22 protein-coding genes and 2 pseudogenes are annotated in these 24742 nt (G+C 52.8%); 20 read left to right on the top strand and 4 right to left on the bottom strand.

The annotated features are described in order from the left end of the window. Positions 1-41: 41 nt before the first annotated feature. The 14 genes and pseudogenes from secD (at position 42) to KI810_RS05310 (ending at position 15210) form a co-directional block, all read left to right on the top strand. Positions 42-1643: a protein translocase subunit SecD gene (secD, locus tag KI810_RS05370; RefSeq protein WP_214174421.1), complete on the top strand. Its 1602-nt coding sequence runs from the start codon at positions 42-44 to the stop codon at positions 1641-1643. A 9-nt stretch (positions 1644-1652) separates the two neighbouring features. Next, positions 1653-2588: a protein translocase subunit SecF gene (gene secF, locus KI810_RS05365; protein WP_214174420.1), complete on the top strand. Its 936-nt coding sequence runs from the start codon at positions 1653-1655 to the stop codon at positions 2586-2588. A 165-nt stretch (positions 2589-2753) separates the two neighbouring features. Next, positions 2754-3977, top strand: coding sequence for a cell division protein FtsA (gene ftsA / locus KI810_RS05360; RefSeq protein ID WP_214174419.1), 1224 nt, complete (start codon positions 2754-2756; stop codon positions 3975-3977). Between the two features lie 49 nt (positions 3978-4026). Further along, a complete protein-coding gene (locus KI810_RS05355; RefSeq protein ID WP_214174418.1) occupies positions 4027-5022 on the top strand; it encodes a sensor histidine kinase in 996 nt (331 codons plus the stop codon). 23 nt (positions 5023-5045) lie between these two features. Continuing rightward, positions 5046-5303: pseudogene (locus KI810_RS05350) on the top strand (protein translocase subunit SecF); the annotation flags it as partial. Positions 5304-5657: 354 nt separating this feature from the next. After that, on the top strand, positions 5658-8384 hold the full coding sequence (locus KI810_RS05345; RefSeq protein ID WP_214174417.1) for a cation-translocating P-type ATPase: 2727 nt from the start codon (positions 5658-5660) through the stop codon (positions 8382-8384). A 75-nt stretch (positions 8385-8459) separates the two neighbouring features. After that, positions 8460-9938 (top strand): potassium/proton antiporter, encoded by a 1479-nt coding sequence (locus tag KI810_RS05340; protein WP_214174416.1) that lies wholly within the window; start codon positions 8460-8462, stop codon positions 9936-9938. Positions 9939-10102: 164 nt separating this feature from the next. Beyond that, positions 10103-10600 (top strand): universal stress protein, encoded by a 498-nt coding sequence (locus tag KI810_RS05335; protein ID WP_214174415.1) that lies wholly within the window; start codon positions 10103-10105, stop codon positions 10598-10600. Positions 10601-10674: 74 nt separating this feature from the next. Next, the gene (locus tag KI810_RS05330; protein ID WP_214174414.1) at positions 10675-11166 is read left to right on the top strand and encodes a DUF3124 domain-containing protein; all 492 of its coding nucleotides are present in this window, start codon (positions 10675-10677) and stop codon (positions 11164-11166) included. Positions 11167-11200: 34 nt separating this feature from the next. After that, positions 11201-13192, top strand: coding sequence for a monovalent cation:proton antiporter family protein (locus tag KI810_RS05325; RefSeq protein WP_214174413.1), 1992 nt, complete (start codon positions 11201-11203; stop codon positions 13190-13192). Next, positions 13189-13629 (top strand): annotated as a pseudogene (locus KI810_RS17280) (rod shape-determining protein); the annotation flags it as partial. The gene KI810_RS05325 and the pseudogene KI810_RS17280, both read left to right, overlap by 4 nt. A 161-nt stretch (positions 13630-13790) precedes the next feature. Next, on the top strand, positions 13791-14063 hold the full coding sequence (locus KI810_RS17275) for a rod shape-determining protein (RefSeq protein WP_246525156.1): 273 nt from the start codon (positions 13791-13793) through the stop codon (positions 14061-14063). Between the two features lie 50 nt (positions 14064-14113). Continuing rightward, complete coding sequence (rnk, locus tag KI810_RS05315; RefSeq protein ID WP_214174412.1) at positions 14114-14542, top strand: nucleoside diphosphate kinase regulator; 429 nt, start codon at positions 14114-14116, stop codon at positions 14540-14542. 83 nt (positions 14543-14625) lie between these two features. After that, positions 14626-15210: an LOG family protein gene (locus KI810_RS05310; protein ID WP_214174411.1), complete on the top strand. Its 585-nt coding sequence runs from the start codon at positions 14626-14628 to the stop codon at positions 15208-15210. Positions 15211-15409: 199 nt separating this feature from the next. On the opposite strand, the gene KI810_RS05305 is transcribed toward KI810_RS05310, so the two are convergent. After that, entirely contained in the window at positions 15410-16324 is a 915-nt protein-coding gene (locus KI810_RS05305; RefSeq protein WP_214174410.1) for a LysR family transcriptional regulator, read from the bottom strand. A 119-nt stretch (positions 16325-16443) separates the two neighbouring features. On the opposite strand from KI810_RS05305, the gene KI810_RS05300 reads away from it, so the two are divergent. Genes KI810_RS05300 through KI810_RS05290 form a run of 3 tightly spaced genes read left to right on the top strand, consistent with a single transcriptional unit; the run spans position 16444 to position 18095 of the window. Continuing rightward, positions 16444-17577: a cysteine desulfurase family protein gene (locus tag KI810_RS05300; RefSeq protein ID WP_214174409.1), complete on the top strand. Its 1134-nt coding sequence runs from the start codon at positions 16444-16446 to the stop codon at positions 17575-17577. 15 nt (positions 17578-17592) lie between these two features. Beyond that, on the top strand, positions 17593-17844 hold the full coding sequence (locus tag KI810_RS05295) for a GSU3529 family protein (RefSeq protein ID WP_214174408.1): 252 nt from the start codon (positions 17593-17595) through the stop codon (positions 17842-17844). 2 nt (positions 17845-17846) lie between these two features. Then, entirely contained in the window at positions 17847-18095 is a 249-nt protein-coding gene (locus KI810_RS05290) for a GSU3529 family protein (RefSeq protein ID WP_214174407.1), read from the top strand. Here the strand turns inward: KI810_RS05290 and KI810_RS05285 are convergent. Next, on the bottom strand, positions 18058-18585 hold the full coding sequence (locus KI810_RS05285) for a helix-turn-helix domain-containing protein (protein ID WP_214174406.1): 528 nt from the start codon (positions 18583-18585) through the stop codon (positions 18058-18060). The genes KI810_RS05290 and KI810_RS05285 overlap by 38 nt on opposite strands. 59 nt (positions 18586-18644) lie before the next feature. On the opposite strand from KI810_RS05285, the gene KI810_RS05280 reads away from it, so the two are divergent. After that, positions 18645-19067, top strand: coding sequence for a magnesium chelatase subunit ChlI family protein (locus KI810_RS05280; RefSeq protein WP_246525155.1), 423 nt, complete (start codon positions 18645-18647; stop codon positions 19065-19067). A gap of 59 nt (positions 19068-19126) precedes the next feature. Here KI810_RS05280 and KI810_RS05275 read toward each other — a convergent pair whose 3' ends face one another. Both KI810_RS05275 and KI810_RS05270 read right to left on the bottom strand, forming a co-directional pair. Beyond that, the gene (locus KI810_RS05275; protein ID WP_214174404.1) at positions 19127-19771 is read right to left on the bottom strand and encodes a DUF6448 family protein; all 645 of its coding nucleotides are present in this window, start codon (positions 19769-19771) and stop codon (positions 19127-19129) included. Positions 19772-19844: 73 nt separating this feature from the next. Further along, positions 19845-20168 (bottom strand): hypothetical protein, encoded by a 324-nt coding sequence (locus KI810_RS05270; protein ID WP_214174403.1) that lies wholly within the window; start codon positions 20166-20168, stop codon positions 19845-19847. A 211-nt stretch (positions 20169-20379) separates the two neighbouring features. On the opposite strand from KI810_RS05270, the gene KI810_RS05265 reads away from it, so the two are divergent. Both KI810_RS05265 and KI810_RS05260 read left to right on the top strand, forming a co-directional pair. Then, positions 20380-21495, top strand: a complete 1116-nt coding sequence (locus KI810_RS05265; RefSeq protein WP_214174402.1) for an efflux RND transporter periplasmic adaptor subunit — start codon at positions 20380-20382, stop codon at positions 21493-21495. Continuing rightward, entirely contained in the window at positions 21495-24605 is a 3111-nt protein-coding gene (locus KI810_RS05260; RefSeq protein WP_214174401.1) for an efflux RND transporter permease subunit, read from the top strand. The genes KI810_RS05265 and KI810_RS05260 overlap by 1 nt, the downstream gene beginning before the upstream one ends. The last annotated feature ends 137 nt before the right edge of the window (positions 24606-24742 follow it).

Genomic DNA, 24742 nt, shown 5'->3' with positions numbered 1-24742 from the left:
CTACAGCTTGAAAGAGAAGGAACTCACAAGGAGCATTTATTATGGCCAAGAATCTCGCATGGCGAATAAGTCTGATACTTATTTTCATATTTCTATCATTTCTTTATCTCACCCCGACAGTATGTACCACTCTCCCTTCTTGGTGGACAGGTGTTCTCCCCAAGGACAAAATCCATCTTGGCCTCGACCTGCAGGGTGGTACCCATCTTGTGATGGAAGTAGAAACGCAGAAAGCTATTGAAGGCACCCTTGATTTGATCGCTTCAGACCTTGAAGATGTATTGAATTCAAAAAACATCCGATTCAAACGGGTGGCTCGTATCGGTACAGATCTTGTGCAGATAACCTTATTCGATAAAGGATCTGCTGAAGATGTCCAGCGACAGGTGAAAAACAAATATCCTGAATTGGAGCAACTTGCACCAGTTGATGACGGAGGATTTGTAAGTCTCCAACTCCGTATGGATCAAAATGCCGTACGAGACAGAAAAGATAAGACTGTTGCGCAGGCTCTGGAAACTATCCGAAACAGAATCGACCAGTTTGGCGTATCTGAACCACTAATCCAGCGGGAAGGCGTCAATCATATTGTCGTTCAACTTCCGGGAATCAAGGACCCAAAGCGGGCCATAGAACTGATTGGGAAAACGGCTCGTCTCGAATTCAAACTCGTTGACGAAAGTGTCAATGCCAGCGCCGCCACCCCCGGGACAATACCTGAAGACGATGAAATTCTTATGGAGAGAATATCCAATCCTTCAACCGGTGCTGTTTCGGATATCCCCATTGTCGTAAAGAAAAAGGCGATAATTACCGGCGATCTTCTTACCGACGCTCAGGTACGGATCGACTCTCAGTTTAATCAACCCTATGTCGGGATAGAATTTAATGCGACCGGAGCCAGACTTTTCGACCAGGTTACCGCTGCAAATGTGGGGAAACGCTTCGCTATCGTGCTCGACAACACCGTGTATTCGGCGCCAGTGATTCGCGAGCGGATTTCTGGTGGCAGCGCCCAAATTTCCGGATCATATGGAGAGAAAGAAGCTGCCGATCTGGCTATCGTGTTGCGTGCCGGTTCGCTTCCCGCACCAGTCAAAGTCGTTCAAAATGTGACAGTAGGGCCGTCAATCGGCCAGGATTCCATCCATAAGGGGCTACTTGCTGGCGCGACTGGAGTCGCACTGGTCGTAATCTTCATGGCAATTTACTACCGATTGGCGGGATTCGTGGCAAATTTCGGGATGGTACTGAATATTCTTTATCTGATGGGCGCTCTGGCGGCGCTTGGCGCAACCCTGACCTTGCCTGGCATTGCGGCTATCGTACTGCTGGTCGGTATGTCGGTCGATTCAAACGTGCTGATATTTGAACGGATCAAAGAGGAAATCAGGCTTGGGAGAACGCCAAGAATGAGCATTGATTCGGGCTACGACAAGGCGTTTATGACAATTATGGACTCACACGTTACCACCCTGATTACGGCAGCTGTTCTCTTCCAGTTCGGAACCGGACCGGTAAAGGGATTCGCGGTCTCGTTAAGCCTTGGCATCATCATCAACCTCTTTACATCGCTTGTGGCAACCAAAGTCATTTTTGACAGTTTCCTTCGCCGTGTCGATGTGAAGAAGCTCAGTATATAGGAGGCAGCGATGCAACTCATAAAAAAGACCAATATAGACTTTATCGGCAAGAGGAAGATATCTTTCGTTATTTCAGCGATAATCGCGATTATCGGCGTTATTGGCATTGTCCAGATAGCACGTAACGCAGCTAATATGGGGATTGATTTTTCAGGCGGAACTTCCGTCCAGCTCAACTTTAATCAACCGGTTCCTATTGATAAGGCCAGGCTTGTCTTGGCGAATAACAATCTAAAAGAGGCCAATCTGCAGGAAGTTAAAGACACGAACAGATTACTCATCAAGGTGGGTAAAACTACATTGGCATCGGGAAACGTTGCGGAAACAATAAAGGGCGTTTTCACGAAGGAATTTCCGGAGAATGCCTTTATTGTGGAAAGTTCTACCGAGATTGGCCCATCCATTGGTGACAAACTGAAACAGGACACCTTGATCGCGGTTGGGATCTCACTGTTGGGAATCATCCTGTACATTGCCTGGCGCTTTGATTTCAAATTCGGCGTAGGCGCCACGCTTGCCACACTTCACGACGTATTGGCCATGGTTGCGGTGTTTTACTTGCTTAACAAAGAAATAAATCTTCTCTTTGTCACTGCAGTTCTGACAATTGCCGGCTATTCATTGACAGACACCGTGGTGGTTTTCGACCGGATAAGGGAAAATCTGCATAAAAAACTGAGTGAACCTTTAACAGATGTTTTCAATGGAAGCATTAACGAAGTTCTTTCCCGTACGGTTATTACTTCACTCACAACATTTCTCGCTGCAATTTCTCTTCTGCTTTTTGGTGGGGAAGTGATTCATGACTTCGCCTTTGCCCTGGTTGTTGGCATTATTGTGGCAACATATTCCTCAATATTCATCGCGAGTCCAATTGTTATTGAATTAGAAATCAGAAAAAGTGATTCAAACAATAAAATGACTTGTTTGGAGAGTAACGAATGACGATTTTGGTTGAATTTCGCGTAAAAAGAGTCAATCTCGATTGGCTGCTCTGCAAATTTCTATGTATTAGATGGTGAATTACGAGGTGCTTTGAGTTTGTTGATTCGTTGTAAGGATCAGTTTAGCATCCAAATTCAATGAGTACCTGACCAAAAGAGCGGAGTCATGATGCAGCATGAGAATGAAAAGATAATTGTTGGGTTGGATGTGGGGACAAGCAAGATATGCGCTGTGGTGGGGTTGGAATGTAGCGGATACGTTAAATTTCTTGGCATTGGCCAATGTCAGACCCATGGGTTGCGCAAAGGATTTGTGATTAACATCGATGACACGGCAATGTCCATTCGCAGTGCGGTCAAAGAGGCTGAACTCATGTCCGGGCATAGTATAAAAAGTGCGGTGGTGGGGATTGCTGACAAGTTTATTCGCGGCCAAAACTCCACCGGCATGGTGATGCTCAAGGGGCGTGAGGTTGGTCAGATTGATGTACAGCGGGTTATTGCAGCGACTCAGGCAGTACCGTTGCTTGATGGTCGTGAAACGCTGCATGTCATTCCTCAGGAATTCATCGTTGATGCATACGCTGGAATCGAACAACCTTTGGGGATGAGTGGAGAGAGACTAGAGGCTCGTGTGCATCTTGTTTCGGCAGCATCCACAAGCATTGCCAACATCGTAAATGCCTGTGGAAAGGCTGAATTGTCAGTGGATGGAATCGTATTTCAGCCTCTGGCATCTGCACAGGCTGTGCTGATGCCGGAAGAGCGCGATTTGGGAGTGGTTCTTATTGATATCGGCGGCGGCACTACCGATATTGCCATATTCTCTGGTGGAAAGGTTCGACATACTTCGGTGATCCCGGTTGCTGGAAACCACTTGACCAATGATCTGGCGGTTGGGTTGCATGTCAGCATACGTGAGGCCGAACGCGTCAAGTGTCTTTTTGGGTGCTGTTTAGAAAATATGCTAAACGAGGAAACGTCGGTTGAACTTAATATGACCGGAGGCGGTCGTAATAAGAATGTTACAAGGCGGGGTATATGCGCCATCCTCCAGGCCCGGATTCACGAACTCTTCACCATCATTGGCAAAGAGTTGAGTCGCTCGGGGTACGAAAGCGAACTTGGAGCCGGTGCAGTACTCACGGGTGGTTCTTCGCTTCTTACCGGCATGGATACATTGGCAGAACAGATGTTCTCCATGCCGGTAAGGGTTGGCGAGCCGACGAACATAAGAATATATACCGATAATGGCCGCGTACCTCAGTTTGCAACTGGAATCGGGTTGGTCCTGAATGGTCTCCAGGGAGTAATTGCGCGAGAAGATCAACCTTCTTCACTGGTTGCAACTTTCAAACGGACACTCGGACGCCTCTGGAATGAAATGTGACTCTCAGTCGACTACTGCTGACTTGTTTTTTCTTTAGAGGATAGCAAGCATGAACAAGCAAACTATTCAGATTACCGCGATTGTATCAGTAACGACGTTAATACTGGTACTGCATTTGCTGCTGCCACAGTGGGGTTCATATTACTTTGTTCTGAGCGAGCTTTATTACCTTCCGCTGGTCCTAGGGGTGCTGCGATTTGATTTTAAAGGTGCTTTTGCCACCTATATCTTCGTCTCTGCAGCATACGTTGTGGGGGCCTGGGCAACGGCATCGCCGCAACCGACTGGCAGGGTACTCCACCTGGTGTTCAGTGGTCTGGTCGTACTTCTCGTCGGTATTCTCGTTGATCGCCTGAAGAAAAGACATCGGCAGACAGAACAGGAAAGATATTTTTCCGGCATAGGTCAGGTCGCAACTGTAATCGTGCATGACCTCAAGAATCCACTCATATCTATCCAGGGTTTTGCTCGACGAATTCAGGAGGGAAAGGGAGATACGGCACTTGCGGCGCTAACGATCACGAAATCAGCACAAGTGATGCAAAGAATTGTGAATGATGTACTCGAATTTGCCAGACCTGTACGATTAAATCCGAAAAAAGATGATCTAAGACAGAGTATCCAGCGGGCATGTGAAACTTGCTGGACGAAAGCGGAAGAGAAAGGGATCAAGCTGATAGTGACCCTACCGCCGGAAACTATATTGAGCAATATAGACAGTTACCAAATGGAACGGGCGCTGATCAACCTGATTGACAACTCTGTAGATGCCTCGTGCCATGGAGGAGAGGTCAACGTTACCGCGACTTCGGACAAAAACAAAATGACGATTACAATCAAGGACTATGGAGAGGGGATGGAGCAAGAGACCCTTGATAATCTTTTCACATTGACATACACGACCAAAAATGAAGGGACTGGTTTTGGTGTACCGATTTCAAAGAAAATCATTGAGGCGCATGACGGAGCTATTCGAATATCGAGCAAAAAACATTTTGGGACCGAGGTTTTGATAGACCTACCTTTAACGTCGATCAACGGGTAGTGAAATTAATTTATTGATGAAAGGATCACGTAAGGGAAAATCTGCATAAAAAACTGAGTGAACCTTTAACAGATGTTTTCAATGGAAGCATTAACGAAGTTCTTTCCCGTACGGTTATTACTTCACTCACAACATTTCTCGCTGCAATTTCTCTTCTGCTTTTTGGTGGGGAAGTGATTCATGACTTCGCCTTTGCCTTGGTTGTTGGTATTATTGTGGCAACATATTCCTCAATATTCATCGCGAGCCCAATTGTTATTGAATTGGAAAAAAAAAATTGATGAAGCACTATAATGACTAATCTGGAGAGTAACGGTTACGTCAGGGTTGAACTCCCCGTCAGTTGAACGGTAAATTCCTGTAGGTAATCCCCCACCTCTGGTGGGGGATAGTTACTCATGCTCACTGATTATTGATGAGTAAGCAAATGAATTGGGGCTGTCATGGATAACTGAAATTTTCCGGAATGGTCCTCATGGAAACAATTCGACTGAGCCGGGAAATGCAGGATCGACGTGTTGAATATTTCGAGTCGGGTGTAGCGGCCAGAGCGTCTGTGGCACTCGCTGGCCCGCATCGAAATACTTGCGCTCTTTACAGGGAGTGATCAAGATCCGCTGCTGGAGAAACTACACATGAATAAAATTACTGTCCCTTGGGCCATGCCTGGCGAGGATGTTCTTCGAGAAAGCGGAGGGAGTCATGGCGGATTGAATGATGAGGCCGTCAGGCAAAGGTTGACTCACTTTGGGAACAATACCCTTGCCGCCAAAGACCAGGAGCCATGGTATCTGCTTTTCCTGGAGCAGTTTGCCAACCCTCTAGTCTACATGCTGATCGGTGCGGCTGCCGTAAAAGGATATTTGAAGGGGCTGGTAGATGCGCTGGTTATTGCTGCGGCATTGCTGATCATGGCCATTATCGGTTTTGCCCAGGAGATGAAAGCCCGTTCGGCCATGGCGGCTCTGCTCAAGCTCAGTGCACCGAAGGCCAAGGTCCGGCGCAACGGCACGACACAGCTGCTGGATGCCGTAAAAATAGTACCGGGGGACCTACTGGTTCTGGAGGCCGGTGACCGGGTGGCGGCCGATGCCCGGTTGCTGGACAGCGCCAATTTCAGAGTCAACGAATCAACTCTCACCGGTGAGTCCATGCCGGTAGAAAAGAGTGTCAAGGCGGTGGCTCCTGATGCTGCCATACACGACCGCAAGAATATGGTGTTCATGGGGGCAACCGTCAGTTCCGGCAGGGCGGTGGCAGTCGTCACCTCAACCGGGATGAATACGGAGATCGGCCGTATCGCCGATGCCATCCGGAGCGCCAAGAGGGATAAAACCCCTCTGCAGCAAAATGTGGAAAAGCTGGGGCATTCCCTGATCTGGGTGGTGGTGGGGGCCTGCGTTATGCTTGCGGTCGCAGGGCTTCTGCGCGACATGAGCTGGATCGAGGTATTGTTGCTGGCCGTTGCTGCAGCAGTCTCCGGCATCCCTGAAGGGCTCCCCGCCGCTGTCACCGTCGTGCTGGCTATCTGCGTCAACCGCATGGCCGGTCGTAATGTCATCATCCGCAAGCTGACGGCAGTCGAGACTCTCGGCACCGCGACGATCATTTGTTCCGACAAGACCGGCACCCTCACCCTCAATCAGATGACAGTGCGCGGGATCTGGACGGGAGGGCGGCAAATATCCGTAAGCGGCAGCGGCTATGAGCCTGCAGGTAGTTTCGACCTGAATGGCGAACCGATTGCCCCGGAAGGTGACCAGGAGCTGATGCATGTCCTGCGGGTCGGCGCATTATGCAACGATGCGATTCTGGACCAAGGCGCTAACGGGTGGGACATCATCGGCGACCCCACCGAAGGGGCGCTGCTTGCCGTGGCCGGCAAGGCGGGTCTGCACAAGAATGAACAGGAGGAAGTCCAGCCACGCCTCGACGAAATCCCGTTCGAGAGCGAAAAGCAGTTCATGGTGACGCTGCATGCTGAAGATGGCCAGCGTATGGCCTATATCAAGGGTTCTGTTGAAAAAGTACTGCCGATGTGCACCGGCGTCGTGATGGCAGGCAAGGAGATGCCAATCACCGATGAGATCCGCGAGGCAGTGCTGGCCGCCAACCGTTCCATGGCCAGTCAGGCACTCCGGGTATTGGCTCTTGCCGTGGCGTCCTATCCGGTCGAACTCGGCAAGTTGGAGCCGGAAAGCCTTGAAGGCCGTCTGGTACTGATCGGTTTGGTCGGCATGATCGATCCTCCCCGTGAAGAGGCGAAACTGGCTATTCACCAGTGCAAGCAGGCCGGCATCCGCGTCGCCATGATCACCGGCGACAATCCGCTGACGGCACGCGCCATTGCCTCCCAGCTCGGAATCTGCTTACCGGACGACCCGGCCCTGGTCGGGCACGAAATCGAAGCAATGACCGACGAGCAATTGCTCGTAAACACACGCTCTCACAACGTCTACGCCCGCATCGAGCCGTTGCATAAACTGCGCATCGTCAACACCTTCAAGCGGGATGGCCATATTGCCGCCATGACCGGTGACGGCGTCAACGATGCGCCGGCCTTGGAGGCGGCGGGCATCGGGGTGGCTATGGGGATCACGGGCACCGATGTGGCCAAGGAGGCGGCGGACATGGTACTGGCCGACGACAATTTCGCCTCCATCGTCGCCGGAGTCGAAGAGGGTCGAATCGTCTTCAATCGCCTACGCAACGTCACCTTTTTCCTTCTACTGGCCTGCTGCGCTGAGCTGTTGACCCTGTTCCTCAGTGTGGCTCTTTATGGCGAATCTCCGCTTGAGCCGATCCAGATCCTCTGGGTGAACCTCGTCACCGGAGCGATGGTGGCGATTCCGCTGGGCATGGAGCCCGGAGTCGGTAACGAGCTGCAGCAACCGCCACGCGACTCCCGTGTCGGATTGCTCTACCCCGGTATGCTGATGAGGATAGTAGTAGCTGGCGTGTCCATGAGCATACTATTCACATGGATCTTCCATCATGCCCCGTTGCCGGTAGGTATTGATGGTGAGACTGCCCATGAAATCAGACAAACAGTCACCTTTACAGGAATTGTCGTGTTCGAATGGCTGTTCGCATTCCAGGCACGCTCCACAGAACGTGGCGTTATGCGGCTCGGAATATTCAGTAACCCATGGTTGCTGGTCTGCATGGTACTCGGACTGGGGATGCAATTACTGGTAATTTATTTACCGTTAGCCAACAAAATCTTTCACACTCATCCGCTGAGTGCGATCGAATTGTGTTGGACACTGATGCCTGGTGTGATTGCCGTCATTATCGAGGGGATACGGAAGGGAGTTGCCCCCCACTTGTATGATCGCGGTCAGTGGCGGATGAACGGTTGAAAACGAAAACGGAGAAAACGACAAGGCCGCCGTGCCGTTGACATGCACGGAGTTCAATAAGGTGAGGAGTCGCTAATGGACCAGACAGAACTGCTCATGCTGGCCGGATCAGTCCTGCTCCTTCTCGGAATACTGGCCAGTAAGGTCTCCAGCCGACTCGGGATTCCGGCGTTGGTTCTATTCCTTGCCGTCGGCATGCTGGCCGGCTCCGAGGGACCGGGAGGGATCCACTTCGATGATCCTCGCTTGGTGCAGACGATGGGGGTCTTTGCTCTGGCCTACATACTGTTCGCCGGCGGCCTGGACACCAACTGGCGCAGTGTCCGGCCAGTCCTTCGCGAAGGAATGGTCCTCTCTACAATCGGTGTTGCAATGACCGCCCTGCTTGTCGGCTGGTTCGTCCATATCACCCTTGAATTTTCCTGGTTTGAAGGTCTGCTGCTGGGGGCCATCGTCTCTTCAACTGACGCTGCCGCTGTCTTTGCGGTGCTTCGTTCGCGCGGCGTCAATCTGCGGGGCAACCTGAAGCCTTTACTAGAACTGGAGTCGGGGAGCAATGACCCCATGGCGGTATTCCTGACGTTGGGCATGGTCATGCTGCTGACCGAACCGAACACCTCCGTACTCTCCCTGGCACCAATGGTTATCTGGCAGATGGCTGCCGGCGCTGCAATGGGCTACCTGCTCGGCAAGGCGTCAGTCATCCTCATTAACCGGCTGCGCCTGGACTATGAAGGGCTTTACTCAGTCTTGACGTTGACGCTCGTTCCCTTTATTTACGGTCTTGCTAGTCTGGCAAAAGCCAACGGCTTCCTGGCCGTGTATCTGGCCGGCATGGTGATGGGCAACAGCGCCTTTGTCCAGAAAAGGAGCCTGCTCCGCTTTCACGACGGACTGGCCTGGCTGATGCAGATCGCCATGTTCCTCGTGCTGGGACTTCAGGTTTTCCCTTCCCACCTGCTGCCGGTAGTGGCCACTGGTCTGGCGGTTGCAGCATTCCTGATGCTGATAGCCAGACCGGTCAGCGTCTTCGCCGCACTCTCACTCTCACGGCTCACTTTGCAGGAGAAAGGTTTGATATCGTGGGTCGGGCTCCGGGGGGCGGTCCCCATTGTTCTTGCCACCTTTCCGTTGCTGGCAGGTATCGGTAAGGCAGAAATTCTCTTTAACATGGTCTTTTTCATCGTTCTCACCTCGGCGCTGCTCCAAGGTTCGTCCATTCCTCTGGTGGCCCGCTGGCTGAAGCTCGAAGCAACTCCGCACGGAGCCGAGCCGGAATCATTGCTCTCAGATGAGCCGGAAACTCCTGGCACCCTGCACGTCGTGACAGTATCGCCGGATTCACCCGTGGTGGGCAGACAACTGGTGGACCTTGGCCTCCCCGCAGGGGTGCTAATTGTCTATATCCAGCGTGGGAGCGAATATCTTGTGCCGGGAGGAAGTTCGGTGATCAGCGTTGGCGATCGTCTGCATCTGCTGGCAGACAGAGTGTTGCTGGCCGAAGTAGAGCGGTGCCTTGCCGCAGGGTGCTGCCCGGTTCGCTTAAACGAATGAATGTATGACCGGCATGTTGCGGAAAACTCGGTGCTACCGATGTAAAGATAGACCACGAGCGGGAGAGGACAGAGCCAAATTGTCGGGTGATTCAACACCTGAGAGGTTTCAGTTTTACGCCCCACAGAATCTATGTTTATCAATTATGAAAGGATGGTGCTGGAATGAGAATTCTGCTTGCTGTGGATGGGTCACCTGGTAGCGAAGCTGCTGTTGATGAAGTGTGTCGTCGGCCTTGGCCTCCTGAGAGCGAAGTCAGAGTAGTGACTGTGCTGTCTCCCATAGATTATATTCTGATGCAAGAGGCAGCACATAGCCCTGTGAACTTCGACGATATTTTGGAACAACAGGGGATGGAAGCGGCAAAGCGTCTAAGTGAAATCGTAGATGACCTGGCTCAACGTGCCCCCGGCCTTCAAGTCACCCCCAGATTACTGGAAGGGTTGCCGAAAGAAGCCATAGTCGACGAAGCGGAACAGTGGAGTGCCGATTTGATAGTTATCGGCTCAAATGGCTATGGTTCAATCAAGCGATTCGTGCTTGGCTCGGTATCATTGGCCGTCGCTCTCTATGCACCCTGCTCTGTCGAGATAGTACGTCATTTGCCTATTCAAAGTAGATCAGATTTGTCATCACTTGACAGCGACAGCCCCTGGCAATAAACGAGAGATGAACACGGCAGTTCAAAGACCCTGACTCCAATAAATTTCACAAATTCCTAGAAAAGGAGCAAACTATGCGATACCTGCCACGAATATCCTTCTCAACGTCAATATTATTTCTTTTGCTTTTGTTACTGACAACCCCTGAAGCGAGCTGGTCGGCATCATCTGAGGTCAGGCTATCAAAAGGGCAGACCGTCTACGTGCCTGCCTACTCCAATGTATTTACCGGTCCCAGAAAACTGCCGTTTCAATTGGCCACGACGCTGAGCATCAGGAACACAGACCTGTCGGCCTCATTTCAGATCACTGCCATTGACTATTACGACACGGGCGGCAAACTGGTTCGCCGCTACCTTGAAAAACCACAGATCCTAGGTCCTTTGGCTTCTTCCTTCGTTCATATAGAGGAGAAAGACACCAGCGGCGGGTTCGGAGCCAACTTCATTGTCAAATGGAACTCAGACAGGATGATGAACAGTCCCATCATCGAGTGCGTCATGATCGGGGCAACCGGTGGGCAAGGCATCTCTTTTGTCAGTCCTGGGCAGGAAATCAAGGAGTAAGCCGGACATTCTTTGAAGAGGGGATATCGACAAAATGGAATATGAAGTCCTTAAAGATATTGAGATCCTGTTCTGTCTCGCACTGGTGACAGTCGTGCTGTTCCGTAAACTCATGTTCCCTTCGATTATCGGATTTCTGGTGACAGGAATACTGGCGGGACCCCATGCCCTCGCAGTCATCAAAAATTCCCATGACGTAGAGAAAATGGCCGAGATTGGCGTGGTGCTGCTGCTCTTTACCATCGGGATAGAGCTGTCACTCAAAGAATTGGTGAGGATAAAGCATCTGCTTCTTTGGGGTGGTGGTTTGCAGGTAGGGGTCACGATTCTGGCCGTGCTTGCTGCAGGGCCGTTGTTTGGCTATCAGGTCAGGGAAGCGGCATTTTTCGGTTTTCTGGTTGCCCTCTCCAGCACGGCTATCGTCATCAAGCTATTGATTGATTCCGGGCAGGCCGACTCGCCACACGGCAGGATGGCCATGGGAATCCTGATCTTCCAGGATCTTTGCATTGTGCCGATGGTACTGTTCACGCCGATTTTGGCCGGCAGCAGCGGTGGAGTGGAAGGATTGCTGGCCGTACTTGCCAAGGCGACCATGGTGGTTCTCGCAGCCCACTATGGGGCTCGATTCCTGGTCCCCTGGATATTCAGTCAGGTTGTCAAGACACGCAGCCGTGAACTTTTTATCCTGAGCATCATCGTCATCGGCCTGGGCACGGCTTGGATTACCTCGCTGGCCGGACTTTCGCTGGCTCTGGGTGCATTTATTGCCGGCCTGGCGATTTCAGAGTCGGACTACAGCCACCAGGCGCTGAGCGATATCATCCCGTTCCGGGAAGCATTTATGAGCCTGTTTTTTATCTCTGTGGGGATGCTACTCGATCCGGCAATCCTGCTGAAGTATCCCCTGGAGATAGGGGTGCTGGTAGCCGCCATCATTATTATCAAAACGCTGGTGACCACCGGCGCCGCCATGACATTGGGCGTCCCCATGCGCATAGCCATCATTACGGCGCTCTGCCTGGCCCAGATCGGCGAGTTTTCCTTTGTTCTGTCCCAGGTTGGCATCAAGGCTGGCCTGCTCACACAAGAGCTCTACCAGATATTCCTGGCGGCATCCATTGCAACTATGAGCCTCACTCCGTTATGCATCAAATTCTCGCCACCTCTTGCGGATTATGTGGTCGGATTACTTCCTCACAACTGGACAAAGGGGAAAGGGGTGCTCGCCCGGCATGAAAAACCGATTGATCTGAACGATCACATGATCATTGTCGGTTATGGCGTAAATGGAAAAAACCTGGCTCGGGTGTTGAATAAGATGCATGTTCCGTATGTCGTCATTGAAACCAACCCATACACCGTGAAAAAGGAGTTAAAAAAAGGCCATCACATAATTTTCGGTGACGCATCGAAGGCTGAAATCCTCAATCATGCCCTCATTGAAAAAGCACGAGGGATGGTCGTTGCCATATCGGATGCCGCCGCCAGCAGAAGCATTGCGTCACTTGCGCGGCAACTCAATCCGGCAATTCACATCATTGTCAGAACCCGTTACATCCTTGAAGTCGAGCCGCTTTACAAGCTGGGAGTCAACGAGGTGGTACCGGAAGAATTTGAAACATCGGTGGAAATTCTCTCACGGGTGTTACGCAACTATCTTGTCCCGCACGATGACATTGAGCAATGCATCACTGAAATCCGCAGTGACGGCTACGAAATGCTCCGGACCATGAGCCGGCGTCACAGCCATGCCGTGGGAATCAGCGGTTATCTGTCCGGTGCAGAGCTGGCAACGTTCCGGGTTCAGAAAGGGTCAATTCTGGAAGGGCAGAGTCTGAGCCATGGCACCATCAGAAATCGGTCCGGGGCTACGGTAATGGTAATAAAGCGCGGAGAGGAAATGGTTCCCAACCCGGACCCGATGTGGGATCTTAAAGCAGACGATATCTTATTGTTGCTGGGAGCGCCGGAGCAATTGATTGCAGCGGGTAAGCTGTTTCTTCCGATCAACGAGAAGCCATGAGATCAATGTTCAAGAGCACACACTGGCGTCAGCATATCGCCCTCGATGTTGGGACTGCAATGACACGAATTGCAACAGGGCAGTCATCATTGGCGGAACGACCCTCGTTGATCGGTTGCAAACGGGCACTCCGCGATGGAGTGGTTGTGGATGGCGAGGCAGTTTCTAGTATATTGGAACCATTTTTTGCGCTGGCACGTCGGTTCGGCATTTTAAAACCATGTGTTTTGGCCTGCGCACCCAGCAACGCGAAAGACGAAGAGCGGCAAATGCTGACTGATTCCATTATGAAAGCTGGCGCCTTTTCGGTATCAATCATACCCGAACCGCTTGCCGCTGCCATCGGCTCAGGCCTTGACGTCTCCTCTCCGTATGCTCAGATGGTAATTGATATTGGAGAGGGAGTTACGGATTGCGCTGTCATTCGATCGAGTAAAATTCTTGTTACCAGCGCAATCAAAATTGGCTGTGGTCGAATGCGCCAAGCTATCGAGAATGAAGGCCCTAAGTATGGATACGTCCATATAGGCGGTACGTACGCAGATATACTGTGCTGCACAGGTGCGGGCTCGCTCGCTCGGCCGAACACGCAGGCAGTTTGTTCGCTGCTACAGCAATTCAACCGATATTCAAGGAAATCGCCAATACCATTGATTCGTTTTTGCAGGACCTCCCTCATGAAGTGGGGTGTGAGGTCATTGACAGCGGCATTTCTCTTACCGGCGGAGGAGCTTTGATTCCCGGCGTCAAAAATTATTTGGAACAAAGAACCGGCATCACCACCACTGTTGTCAGTAATCCTCGTACCGCGGTAGTTGAAGGAGCGCGGGCCATCGTGCCAGTTGTTATGTATCTCAATCAATGGCAATAGTTTCAATAAGCATCACAAAGAGCAGTTCTAAAAACTTCAGAGGTATGATCATGAAAGAACATGCCAACAGCAGGCAAATTTTTATCACGGATTTTGATCTGGAACGTCTTGAAAATCTCATCGAAAATACAAGCCGCAGATCATCGCGTGATGGCAAACATCTTGAGGAACTGGAACAGGAACTGTCCAAGGCAGATGTCGTGCCTCCTGCCGGCATCCCGCCTGATGTGATCACCATGAACTCACGTGTTTGCCTGCAGGACTTGGAGACAGGAGAAGATCTGGTTTATACCCTCGCCTTCCCTACAGATGCCAACTTGGAGAGTGGTAAAATTTCAGTGCTTGCCCCGATTGGGACTGCCATGATTGGCTACCGAGTTGGTGATATCATAAAATGGCAGGTACCGGCAGGGACAAGGAAATTCAAAGTAAAGAGCATGCACTATCAGCCTGAAGCTGCAGGGGACTATCATTTGTAATTACAGCTACTGACAGTGTCGTGTCATGCCAGCAGTATGCAGAAAACAACTCTAACAAGCTGATATAATGAGAAAATGCCAAAATGAAAAATATCTGCCTTTATTGTGGTTCCAATCCAGGAAAAGACCCCGAATATATTGATGGTGCTCGTTCACTTGTTCGTGAAATCGTTGCTCAAAATATTGGGATTGTTTATGGAGGAGCAAGTATCGGCATTATGGGGGCCGTTGCTGACACCGCATTAGAAGCTGGCGGCAAGGTTGTCGGGGTTATTCCTCAAAGTCTTGTTGATAAGGAAATTTCCCACACCGCTTTGACTGAGTTGAAAATTGTAGGTTCGATGCACGAACGAAAAGCTCTCATGGCAGAATTATCAGACGGTTTCATTGCCTTGCCTGGCGGCCTTGGCACAATGGAGGAAATAATTGAAGTACTAACCTGGGCCCAGCTTGGTTTACATTCAAAACCGTGCGCACTGTTTAACTTGCTTGGATTTTACAATGGGCTCTCGACTTTTTTGGATCACGCGGTCAGCGAACAATTCATAAAAGACGAGCACCGTTCATTGCTGATTATCGAACACAACCCACAACGGCTTCTTGAGCATTTCATGGCATACACATCTCCTGTACAAATAAATAAATGGATTAAATTCGACGCAATCTAATTGTCAGGATAATCCTATGGAATAGACAGGCATCGATTTTGCGTTGGAATTATATTCCCGTGGCACTACCAGCACACGGAAACAGCTCGTACATCGATAAAGGACCAGATCAATGCAAAAGTGGTTGTATCTTACCCGCCAGCTTTTTCTGGCGGATCGTTAGCCATGAAACCATTTCGTGAGGTTTGAAATTCTATGATCAAGGTAATGGAAACGACCCAGCTGCTTGCGTGATCATGTAATACTCATCCAGTTCCCGGATAAGAAAATCTACAAAGGCACGGTTTGCCCTCGAAAGATACGAATTTTTCTTCCACGCGATGTGGAGATCCATAAAAAGTTGCGGTTCAGATGAGATGGCGACTACTTCGGTATCGCGTGCTACCACCATCTTAAGGAAAAACGCTAGTCCCAATCTCTCCTTAACCAGACTTCGGATCAAGGTGAACAAGTTTGATTCTGCCACAACCACAGGTGTTATCCCTTCTCCAACATGTAGTTCATCAATCAACTCGCGCAGGTGATACCCTTCCTTGAAGTGAATCAGCGGTTCTTTGAGCAGTTCGCGCAGCGCAACCTTTTTACGCCCGGCAAAGGGGTGTCCGGGGTACACGCACGCAACGATTTCTTCCCGTAAAAGGTGGTGGGAGTCCAAACACTCCGGCACTTCTCCGGAGATAACTCCGACATCCAACTCACCGGATTCAATTTTTCGCTGAATGTTCCAGGCACTGTCACCAGAAATGGAAATCCTGAGGCCAGGATGACTATGCTTGAATGATGCGATTATTTTCGGGAAGAAAAAACTGCTTAACATTGGGGTGAGGCCAACGCGCACTTCTCCCTTGAGCAAACCCCGCAGATCGGCAATCTCCCGTTTCGCGTTGTTGACCCCCTCTAGAATACCTTGAGCATGAAGTAGCAGTGCTTCACCTTCGGCAGTTAAAGAAATTTTTCTGTCCCGCCGGTTGAACAAAAGCACCTCCAACTCCTCCTCCAATTTTTTGATGGCTATACTGAGGGCCGGTTGAGCTATATGTAGTTGCTCTGCTGCCTTCGTAAAACTCTCGCATTCAGCCACACCCAGAAAGAATTTTAGCTGGCGCACATCCATGATTGCGGTACCTCGTCAGAGCTATTCGATATTTATATAACAACCATAAAAACAATATATTTTTCTTATATACATGCTCTGCGTATAATTGGCAATAAATTCAGGTGAGAGAGGGATATATGGCTATTTATCTGGATTGCAACGCGACAACGCCGGTTGAACCATCAGTATCATCGGTGGTGATGCGATTTCTGGAAAAGGACTTTGGCAATGCTGCGAGTCCCATCCATGACTACGGCGTGTTTGCGCTTGCTGCAGTGGAGCATGCCAGGGGTCAAGTAGCCGAAGTGGTCAAGGTACGCCGCGATGAAGTAATTTTTACCAGCGGCGCTACGGAGAGTAACAACCTGGCGATATTCGGGCTCGCAGAGGAGGGAATTCGGAGTGGCCGCCGCCATCTGATTACCACTGCCATCGAACATAAGGCAGTACTTGAGCCGTTTGAGGAGATGGCACGTCTGGGCTTTGATGTGCATATACTGCCGGTAGGTGCAGATGGTCGTTTCGACCCCCAGAGATTCGCAGATGCGCTTCGCCCCGACACGTTTCTGGTTTCGACCATGCAGGTGAACAACGAGACCGGTGTCCTCCAGCCGTTGACAGAAGTTGCGGAGATTTTATCGAACCATGACGCCTGGTGGCATGTCGATGCAGCCCAGGGGTTTGGTAAGGGATTGGAGCAGCTCCGCCATCCGCGTATCAATCTCATTTCCATAAGTGGTCACAAGATATACGGCCCCAAAGGCATCGGCGCTCTCATTGCCCGCAAGCATGAGCGACAGTTTCCGCCGCTGCGCCCGCTCATGTTTGGTGGCGGGCAGGAACAGGGACTTCGCCCCGGCACTCTACCAGTTCCCCTGATTGCTGGTCTCGGGGAGGCTGCAAAGCTTGCGGTACGAAACAACAATGAGCGGGCGCATAAATGCCGGGCTTTTCGGGAACAGGCTCTGGCAACGTTCTTGGCACTTGGCGCGCAGAGGAACGGCGCAGAAGATTATACGTTGCCGCATGTGCTCAATGTGTCGCTGCCAGGAATCAACTCGGATCTGGCAATTAAAGCTCTGAAGAATGTTATTTCCGTATCCAGCACCTCAGCATGCACCTCACATACTCACACGCCAAGCTATGTACTTGCAGCAATGGGGTTATCGTCTGAAAAAATTGAACAATCAATCCGCTTGTCGTGGTGTCACATGACCCCGGATGTTGACTGGTCTGAAGTGGAAAATATTCTCTGCGCACTGCGTGGATAAGAAAGGTGGTTCAAAATGAGCGACATATTCAAAGAGCTGGAAGAGGTAACCGTTGAGCAATATGACCACTACGATCTGCCGAAATGGCTCGCCGATCCCGTCCTTTTGGTGGCGAGAAGCCCAGAGCTTTATCAGGGTAAGGAGTATCTGGTCGAAATTCTTGCCGCGCAAGTCCGGGAGTACGATGTCTACGCCGAAGCAGGTTGCTGTAAATGGGCATACGACCATGAAGACATCAAACGGACACTTCGCTGGCTGGAGGATTAGATATGACCGTATTCGAGAAGTTGCAATCCGTTACTGAAACTGCTCAGAATGAACAGGAACTGCCTGATTATTTGGCAAAGCGTATCTATTGGATTATTGAAAACCGGGACAGATTCCACGACAGGGAAGCCGACATACATGAGTTGGCGGAAAAGGTGGTGAATTACGACACATATGGCCAGACCGGTTATCTGGGCATGGGAGTCAACAATGTCATCCTGGAAAAGGCATTGATTCGTCTGGAAGGGTAATATGCCCTTGCTTTTTCCCTTGATGAAGGAAAGTTTTCTGATTTACCAGGAACAGTTCGATCCTTTCCTGACTTTTTCTGAATGGGAATCGCGTCCCACTCAACCATTCTTGTAACTGATCCGGGTGTCGCTGCATCTGCTGACCCAGTTCATTCAGGGTGAGCCCATTCGCTCTCTTATACCACGCAAGCCTGCCAACAGTGTCATCCGGACAGTCGAACGGAATATAACCTAGAAATTTGATAATACTTGGATTATATTGCAGTTCTGGTTCGGTGCCATGTTCCCAGTTCCAGATAGAGGACTCGGTGACTCCGATGATCTCCGCGACTTCTCTTTGGAGGAGACCAAGATCCATTCGTTTCTTGCGGATGTGTTCGCCAACGGTGATGGGAAATTCGGGATAACCGGGAACCTGCTGTTTTTCGAGAGGAATTTGAATTGAGAACGAGTGCCGTTTCAAGTGGGTATAGTAGAGAAAGGTTAACACACCCCTGCCACTGCGGTTACAGCGGCGATCCCCAGCACCAGTGCTCCTGCACCCCGATCATGATCCAGCGCTACCGCTCCCGCATCTCAGGACCGCTCCTGGACCGGATCGACATCCACATCGAGGTGCCGGCGGTGAAGTACAGCGAGCTGGCCGACCGGCGGGAGGGGGAGAGCTCCACGGCCATCCGGGAGCGGGTAGAACGGTCCCGCGATATCCAGCGGGAGCGGTTCAAGGGGACGAAAGTCCACTGCAACGCCCACATGCCCCCCCGCTTCATCCGCAAATTCTGCGAGCCGGACGCCGCCGGCCACCGGATGCTGGAACTCGTCACCGACCGCCTCGGCCTCTCTGCCCGCTCCTACACTCGCATCCTCAAGGTGGCCCGCACCATCGCTGATCTGGCGGGAAGCGAGGGGATCAGGGAGAACCACATCTCCGAGGCGATCCAGTACCGGAGTCTGGACCGGAAAACGATGTAATTCATTTCTTCGGCATACACAAGAAAGGGGCCCGGAAATGGGCCCCTTTCGTCTACCTGTCAGTGCTTGTCAGCGCCATGCCCGGCATGGCCACCATGTTGCTTGGCATGTTCCTTATGCTCATCATGAGCGCCTTTGCCGGTGGCATCCATGTGGAGTTTTTCCACGTAGTGCGTGAACTCCACATACGCCTCAACGAACTCGCGCCCCTGGGCAACACTTTCATCCTTGTGCTTGTAGGCGGCCGCGGCCCGTTCGTAGCGTTTTTTTATGCCTGCGGTAATGTCATCGGCAACCAGCTTTACCAGTGCATCAGCTGAACCGCTTGCCAGGGCCCTGTCTGCTTCGGCTACCGCTGGTTCCACGGCGCCGGCTGGCTTCAATCCCGTGTAGGGCGCCCCCTCGCCGGCACGATGGATCTTCACCAGGGTAGCGAAGAACTTGTTGTGGGCAGCTTCAGCGTTTGCCCCTTTTGCTGCCACTGCCTTGTTAAATGCGGCTTTGACCGCTTTCTCATCTTTCGCTTTCACCCATTTGAGAACCGGGGTGATATCCTTCGCCTCCAACGCCTTATGAGCATCCTGGATAACGGGGCCATCGAGGGTGTCGCAATGGGCTGCGGCATTATGGGGGATTGCGAAGGTGAGCGCCACCGCTACGGCGATTCCTGTCAATGTGATCTTCACTACCTGTATTGTTTTCATCGAAATGCCTCCTGTGAATTGTGGTTGTTGATAAGCCGTTACGGTGAATTCTCATTCTGAAACCGGATAAGGTTTATCGGGGAGGCTTGTAGATCCTTCGGGAATAACCGTCAAGTTGCCTGCCGTTGAGAGTGCAGGCAAGAATCCCGGTCACGGCGGGTTTCACAAGGGACTGGGGGGATGGCAGGGCGTAAGGCGTGTCGAGTTCGCAGCAGCGGACATCGAACTGGTGATTGCCGGTCGAGTCCTGATCAGCGTCGTGGTCTGCATCATGACAACCACCAGCAGCCGCAGGGGACGTCTCAGCCCCCCGCATTTCCAGCGCGTGGGCATGAACAGCGGCAGGCATCATCAGAATGATCACCAGCATTAGGATGGCAACATTCCGTATGGTCATAGGAAGCATGCTCATGGTCACATAAATAGCATGCTTGCAGGCACATTTCTTTGACCTGCATCAAGAAAATCGACTCTAGTGTCCGCGAAACGCCGATTCCACCGATAATTACAGGCCACATGAGCAAGCTGGTGTCCTCTATTGACGGCTGCCCCCAAAACGCTTAGACTACGGCTTTGTCGCCATTTTTCGTGTACCAGGAGAAGGCCTCTTGAAGCCAACCCCCCTAACGCTGATTATCACCGTTCTTTTCCTTTGCTGTTCTTCCTGCACAGCCAAGAAAGAAAAGCCCAAAGCAAAGCCGCCGGTGCCGGTAAAGGTGGCTCAGGCGGTGCAAAAAGACGTTCCGGTCCAGATCAAGGCCATCGGCAACATCGAGGCATACACCACTGTTGCCATAAAGTCACAGGTGACCGGCCAGATAGCGCGAGTCCATTTCACGGAAGGGAGTGACGTGGAGAAGGGCGCCCTGCTGGTCAGCATCGACCCGGAGCCGTTCCAGGCAACACTGAGCCAGTACGAGGCCACTCTGGCCAAGGATCAGGCCCAGGCGAAATTTGCACGTGAACAGGCGAACCGTTACGAAGGGTTGCTGAAGGATGGCATCGTAACCCGGGACCAGTATGAATCGCTCCATTCCAACGCCGAATCGCTGGCGGCCACCCTGGCTTCCGACCGGGCCGCCATCAGGAACGCCCGAATCCAGCTCGGCTATTGTTCCATCCGGTCCCCCATCTCCGGCCGGACCGGCACCGTTGCCCTGCAACCGGGCAACCTGGTGAAGGCGAACGATCTCCCTATCGTGACCATCAATCAGCTGAGCCCGATCTATGTCACCTTTTCCCTCCCCGAAACACGGCTTGCCGAAATAAAGCGGGCCATGGCCGCCGGTCAACTGAAGATCGAGGCCGTTATCCCCCATGAACCGGGAACCACCGAAACCGGCACCATCAGTTTTCTGGACAATGCCGTGAATCCGGCCACGGGCACGATCAAACTCAAGGGCGTTTTTGCCAATAAGGCACGCAAGCTCTGGCCGGGCCAGTTTACCGATGTGGTCATGACGCTCGCCTCCCGTCAAAATGCCGTGGTCATTCCGACCCATGCCATCCAGACCAGCCAGGAGGGAGAGTTCGTCTACGTGGTAAAGCAGGACAAGACGGTAGAGATGCGACAGGTGACTCCCGGAGTTGCTACGGGTGATGAGACCGTCATCGAGAAGGGGCTGGCAGCGGGTGAGACCGTGGTCGTGGACGGCCAGCTGCGCCTGACTCCCGGCGCGGCCGTTGCAACCAAAGAGACGCAGCCTGCCGGGAGCGGGAAGTAATGAATATCGCGGATATCTTCATCCGCAGGCCGATCATGACCTCCCTGGTCATGATCGCCATCCTGATCTTCGGGGTGGTCTCCTATCGCGGGCTGCCGGTCAACGACCTCCCCAACGTGGATTTCCCCACCATCCAGGTAAACGCCAGCCTCCCCGGCGCCAATCCCGACACCATGGCCGCGGCGGTGGCGACCCCGCTGGAAAACCAGCTCTCCACCATTGCCGGTGTCGATTCCATGACCTCGACCAACGGTATCGGCTCGACCAGGATCACCCTCCAGTTCAACCTCGACCGGGATATCGATGCCGCAGCCCAGGATGTCCAGGCGGCCATCTCCCTGGCCATCCGTTTTTTGCCGAAAAACATGCCGACGCCGCCATCGTTTCGCAAGGTGAACCCGGCTGACCAGCCGGTGCTCTACCTGGCGCTCAGTTCTCCGACTCTGCCGCTCTCGACGGTGGACGAGTATGCCCAGACCCTGATCGCGCGCCGCATCTCCACCATCAGCGGCGTGGCCCAGGTGAATGTGTTCGGGTCGCAGAAATACGCCGTGCGTGCCCAGCTCGATCCGAAGGCACTGGCCTCCCGCCGGATCGGCATCGACGAAGTGGCAACCGCCATCGATCAGGCAAACGTCAACCTGCCGACCGGGACTCTGGACGGGACAAAACAGGCCTATACCATCGAAGCCAGCGGCCAGCTCTTCAAGGCGGCCGCCTACCGGAAGCTGGTGGTGGCGTACAGGGACGGCTCGCCGGTAAGGCTGGAAGAGCTCGGAACTGTTCTTGACAGTGTGGAGAACACCAAGACCGCCAGCTGGTACAACGGCACGCGAGCCATCGTGCTGGCCGTCTACCGCCAGCCCGGAACCAATACCATCGAGGTCGTGGACAGGGTCAGGGATCTGCTCCCCGGGTTTCGCAGCCAGATACCGGCCTCGGTCGATCTGAACGTCCTGTACGACCGTTCGACCATGATCCGCGAGTCGATGCACGACGTAAAGTTCACCCTGGTGTTGACCATCGGCCTGGTCATCATGGTGATTTTCCTCTTTCTGCGCAACCTTTCCGCCACGATCATTCCGTCGCTGGCGCTCCCCATGTCCATCGTCGGCACCTTCACCGTCATGCATCTCCTCGGCTTTTCCCTCAACAACATCTCCATGATGGCCCTGACCCTGGCGGTCGGCTATGTGGTGGATGACGCCATCGTCATGCTGGAAAATATCGTCCGGCACATGGAAAAGGGTGAGAGCGCCATGGAGGCCGCCTTCAAGGGCTCCAAAGAGATCGGATTCACCATTATCTCCATGACCATATCGCTGGTAGCGGTCTTCATCCCGGTCCTGTTCATGGGGGGAATCCTGGGGCGCCTGCTGCACGAATTCGCCATAACGATCAGCGCGGCGATCCTGGTCTCCTGCTTCGTCTCCCTGACCCTGACCCCCATGCTCTGCAGCCGTTTCCTGAAACCGCCGGCAACTGAACACCATGGCCGACTGTTCCTGGTGATGGAGCGGTTCTTCGACGGCATGCTCCATCTGTACGAACGTTCCCTGAAAAGGGTGCTGCACTACCGGCGGACGGTCATGGCGGTGACCATCGTTCTCACCCTGTTTACCGGCTGGCTCTTCACCACTGTTCCCAAGGGTTTTCTGCCGACCGAAGACACCGGCCGGCTCAACGCCGACACCGAGACCGCCCAAGGGACCTCCTTTGCCGACATGAAACTGCACCAGGAAGCGGTGGCGGCCATCATCGCCAAGGATCCCAATATCGAGGGGTTCATGTCGTCCATCGGCAGCGGTGGCGGTGGCAGCAGCAATACCGGCCGGTTGTTCATGCGCCTCAAACCACGCGAGGAGCGTAAACTCTCTGCCGACGAGATTATCCAGGAGTTGCGCCCCAAGCTTGCCACGGTTCCGGGGATCCGTGTCTTCCTGAAAAACGTCCCCTCCATCCAGATCGGCGGGACCAGCTCCAAAAGCCAGTACCAGTTCACCCTGCAGGGGCAGGATACGGATGAGCTGTACCGGTCCGCCACCGAGTTCGAGGCGAAGCTGCGGGAGCTGCCGGAGCTTCTGGACGTGACCAGCGACCTGCAGATCAGCAATCCCCAGGTGCATGTGGATATCAACCGGGACAAGGTGGCGGCCCTGGGGCTCTCCGTGCTCCAGGTGGAGGATGCACTGTCGTATGCCTACGGCTCGCGCCAGGTCTCTTCCATCTTTGCCCCGACCAACCAGTACCAGGTGATCATGGAACTCGACCCGCTCTACCAGGGGGATCCGGCAGCGCTGGGAATGCTCTACATTCGCGGCAAAACAGATCAGCTGGTGCCGCTGGAAACCATCGCCACCATTTCAAAAACCATCGGTCCGCTGGCGGTCAACCACCTGGGGCAGCTGCCGGCGGTGACTATCTCGTTCAATCTCCGCCCCGGTGTCGCCTTGGGAGATGCCATGAAGCTGGTCGACAAGCTTGCCGGCACCGTTCTCCCGCCAACGGTCAGCACCAGCTTCCAGGGTACGGCCCAGGCCTTCAAGTCCTCGTTCAGCGGCTTGTGGCTGCTCCTGGCAATGGCGATCTTCGTCATTTACGTGGTGCTCGGCGTGCTGTACGAAAGCTACATCCACCCGATCACCATCCTGTCGGGGCTGCCGGCAGCGGGTTTCGGGGCGCTGATCACCCTGATGGCCTTCAAATGCGATCTGAACATCTATGCCTTTGTCGGCATCATCATGCTGATCGGCATCGTCAAGAAGAACGCCATCATGATGATCGACTTCGCCCTGGAAGCCGAAAGAACCGACGGAAAGTGCCCGCTGGACGCCATTTATGAAGGCGCCATGGTACGTTTCAGGCCGATCATGATGACCACCATGGCGGCCCTGATGGGAACCATCCCCATTGCCCTGGGGCTGGGAGCCGGCGGAGAGTCACGGCAACCGCTGGGGCTTGCGGTCGTGGGGGGGTTGCTCACGTCGCAGTTGCTGACCCTCTACATCACTCCCGTGGTCTACTACTATATGGACCGGCTGCTGCACAAGGTGCGGCCACGAAAAGCGGCGTTACCGGAAAGCACTGTCTCTGCCGGTACGGAGTCGTAATACCTGGCTATAAACCCGATAACCGCGTACAGTTACCCAACTGACCTGTCACCAGAAATCATTTCCCTTCGTCATTTCGACGCCCCCCTGTTTTCCGGTCATCTCAATTGGTATGGGTTCTGTTTCCTGACGCAGGG

Source organism: Geomobilimonas luticola (genome assembly GCF_018476905.1).
GTDB lineage: Bacteria > Desulfobacterota > Desulfuromonadia > Geobacterales > Geobacteraceae > Geomobilimonas > Geomobilimonas luticola.
Note: the sequence above shows the minus strand (reverse complement) of the source record. Positions and strands in the feature narration are given on the sequence as shown.

Bases quoted from the DNA above. Each gene is read 5' to 3' on its own strand.
- KI810_RS05270 (WP_214174403.1), bottom strand. From the start codon at position 20,168: ATGACCATACGGAATGTTGCCATCCTAATGCTGGTGATCATTCTGATG.
- KI810_RS05280 (WP_246525155.1), top strand. From the start codon at position 18,645: ATGATCCAGCGCTACCGCTCCCGCATCTCAGGACCGCTCCTGGACCGG.
- KI810_RS05325 (WP_214174413.1), top strand. From the start codon at position 11,201: ATGGAATATGAAGTCCTTAAAGATATTGAGATCCTGTTCTGTCTCGCA.
- KI810_RS05260 (WP_214174401.1), top strand. From the start codon at position 21,495: ATGAATATCGCGGATATCTTCATCCGCAGGCCGATCATGACCTCCCTG.
- KI810_RS05345 (WP_214174417.1), top strand. From the start codon at position 5,658: ATGAATAAAATTACTGTCCCTTGGGCCATGCCTGGCGAGGATGTTCTT.
- KI810_RS05355 (WP_214174418.1), top strand. From the start codon at position 4,027: ATGAACAAGCAAACTATTCAGATTACCGCGATTGTATCAGTAACGACG.
- KI810_RS05295 (WP_214174408.1), top strand. From the start codon at position 17,593: ATGAGCGACATATTCAAAGAGCTGGAAGAGGTAACCGTTGAGCAATAT.
- KI810_RS05340 (WP_214174416.1), top strand. From the start codon at position 8,460: ATGGACCAGACAGAACTGCTCATGCTGGCCGGATCAGTCCTGCTCCTT.
- rnk (WP_214174412.1), top strand. From the start codon at position 14,114: ATGAAAGAACATGCCAACAGCAGGCAAATTTTTATCACGGATTTTGAT.
- KI810_RS05330 (WP_214174414.1), top strand. From the start codon at position 10,675: ATGCGATACCTGCCACGAATATCCTTCTCAACGTCAATATTATTTCTT.
- KI810_RS05305 (WP_214174410.1), bottom strand. From the start codon at position 16,324: ATGGATGTGCGCCAGCTAAAATTCTTTCTGGGTGTGGCTGAATGCGAG.
- KI810_RS05275 (WP_214174404.1), bottom strand. From the start codon at position 19,771: ATGAAAACAATACAGGTAGTGAAGATCACATTGACAGGAATCGCCGTA.
- KI810_RS05335 (WP_214174415.1), top strand. From the start codon at position 10,103: ATGAGAATTCTGCTTGCTGTGGATGGGTCACCTGGTAGCGAAGCTGCT.
- ftsA (WP_214174419.1), top strand. From the start codon at position 2,754: ATGATGCAGCATGAGAATGAAAAGATAATTGTTGGGTTGGATGTGGGG.
- secF (WP_214174420.1), top strand. From the start codon at position 1,653: ATGCAACTCATAAAAAAGACCAATATAGACTTTATCGGCAAGAGGAAG.
- secD (WP_214174421.1), top strand. From the start codon at position 42: ATGGCCAAGAATCTCGCATGGCGAATAAGTCTGATACTTATTTTCATA.
- KI810_RS05310 (WP_214174411.1), top strand. From the start codon at position 14,626: ATGAAAAATATCTGCCTTTATTGTGGTTCCAATCCAGGAAAAGACCCC.
- KI810_RS05300 (WP_214174409.1), top strand. From the start codon at position 16,444: ATGGCTATTTATCTGGATTGCAACGCGACAACGCCGGTTGAACCATCA.
- KI810_RS05290 (WP_214174407.1), top strand. From the start codon at position 17,847: ATGACCGTATTCGAGAAGTTGCAATCCGTTACTGAAACTGCTCAGAAT.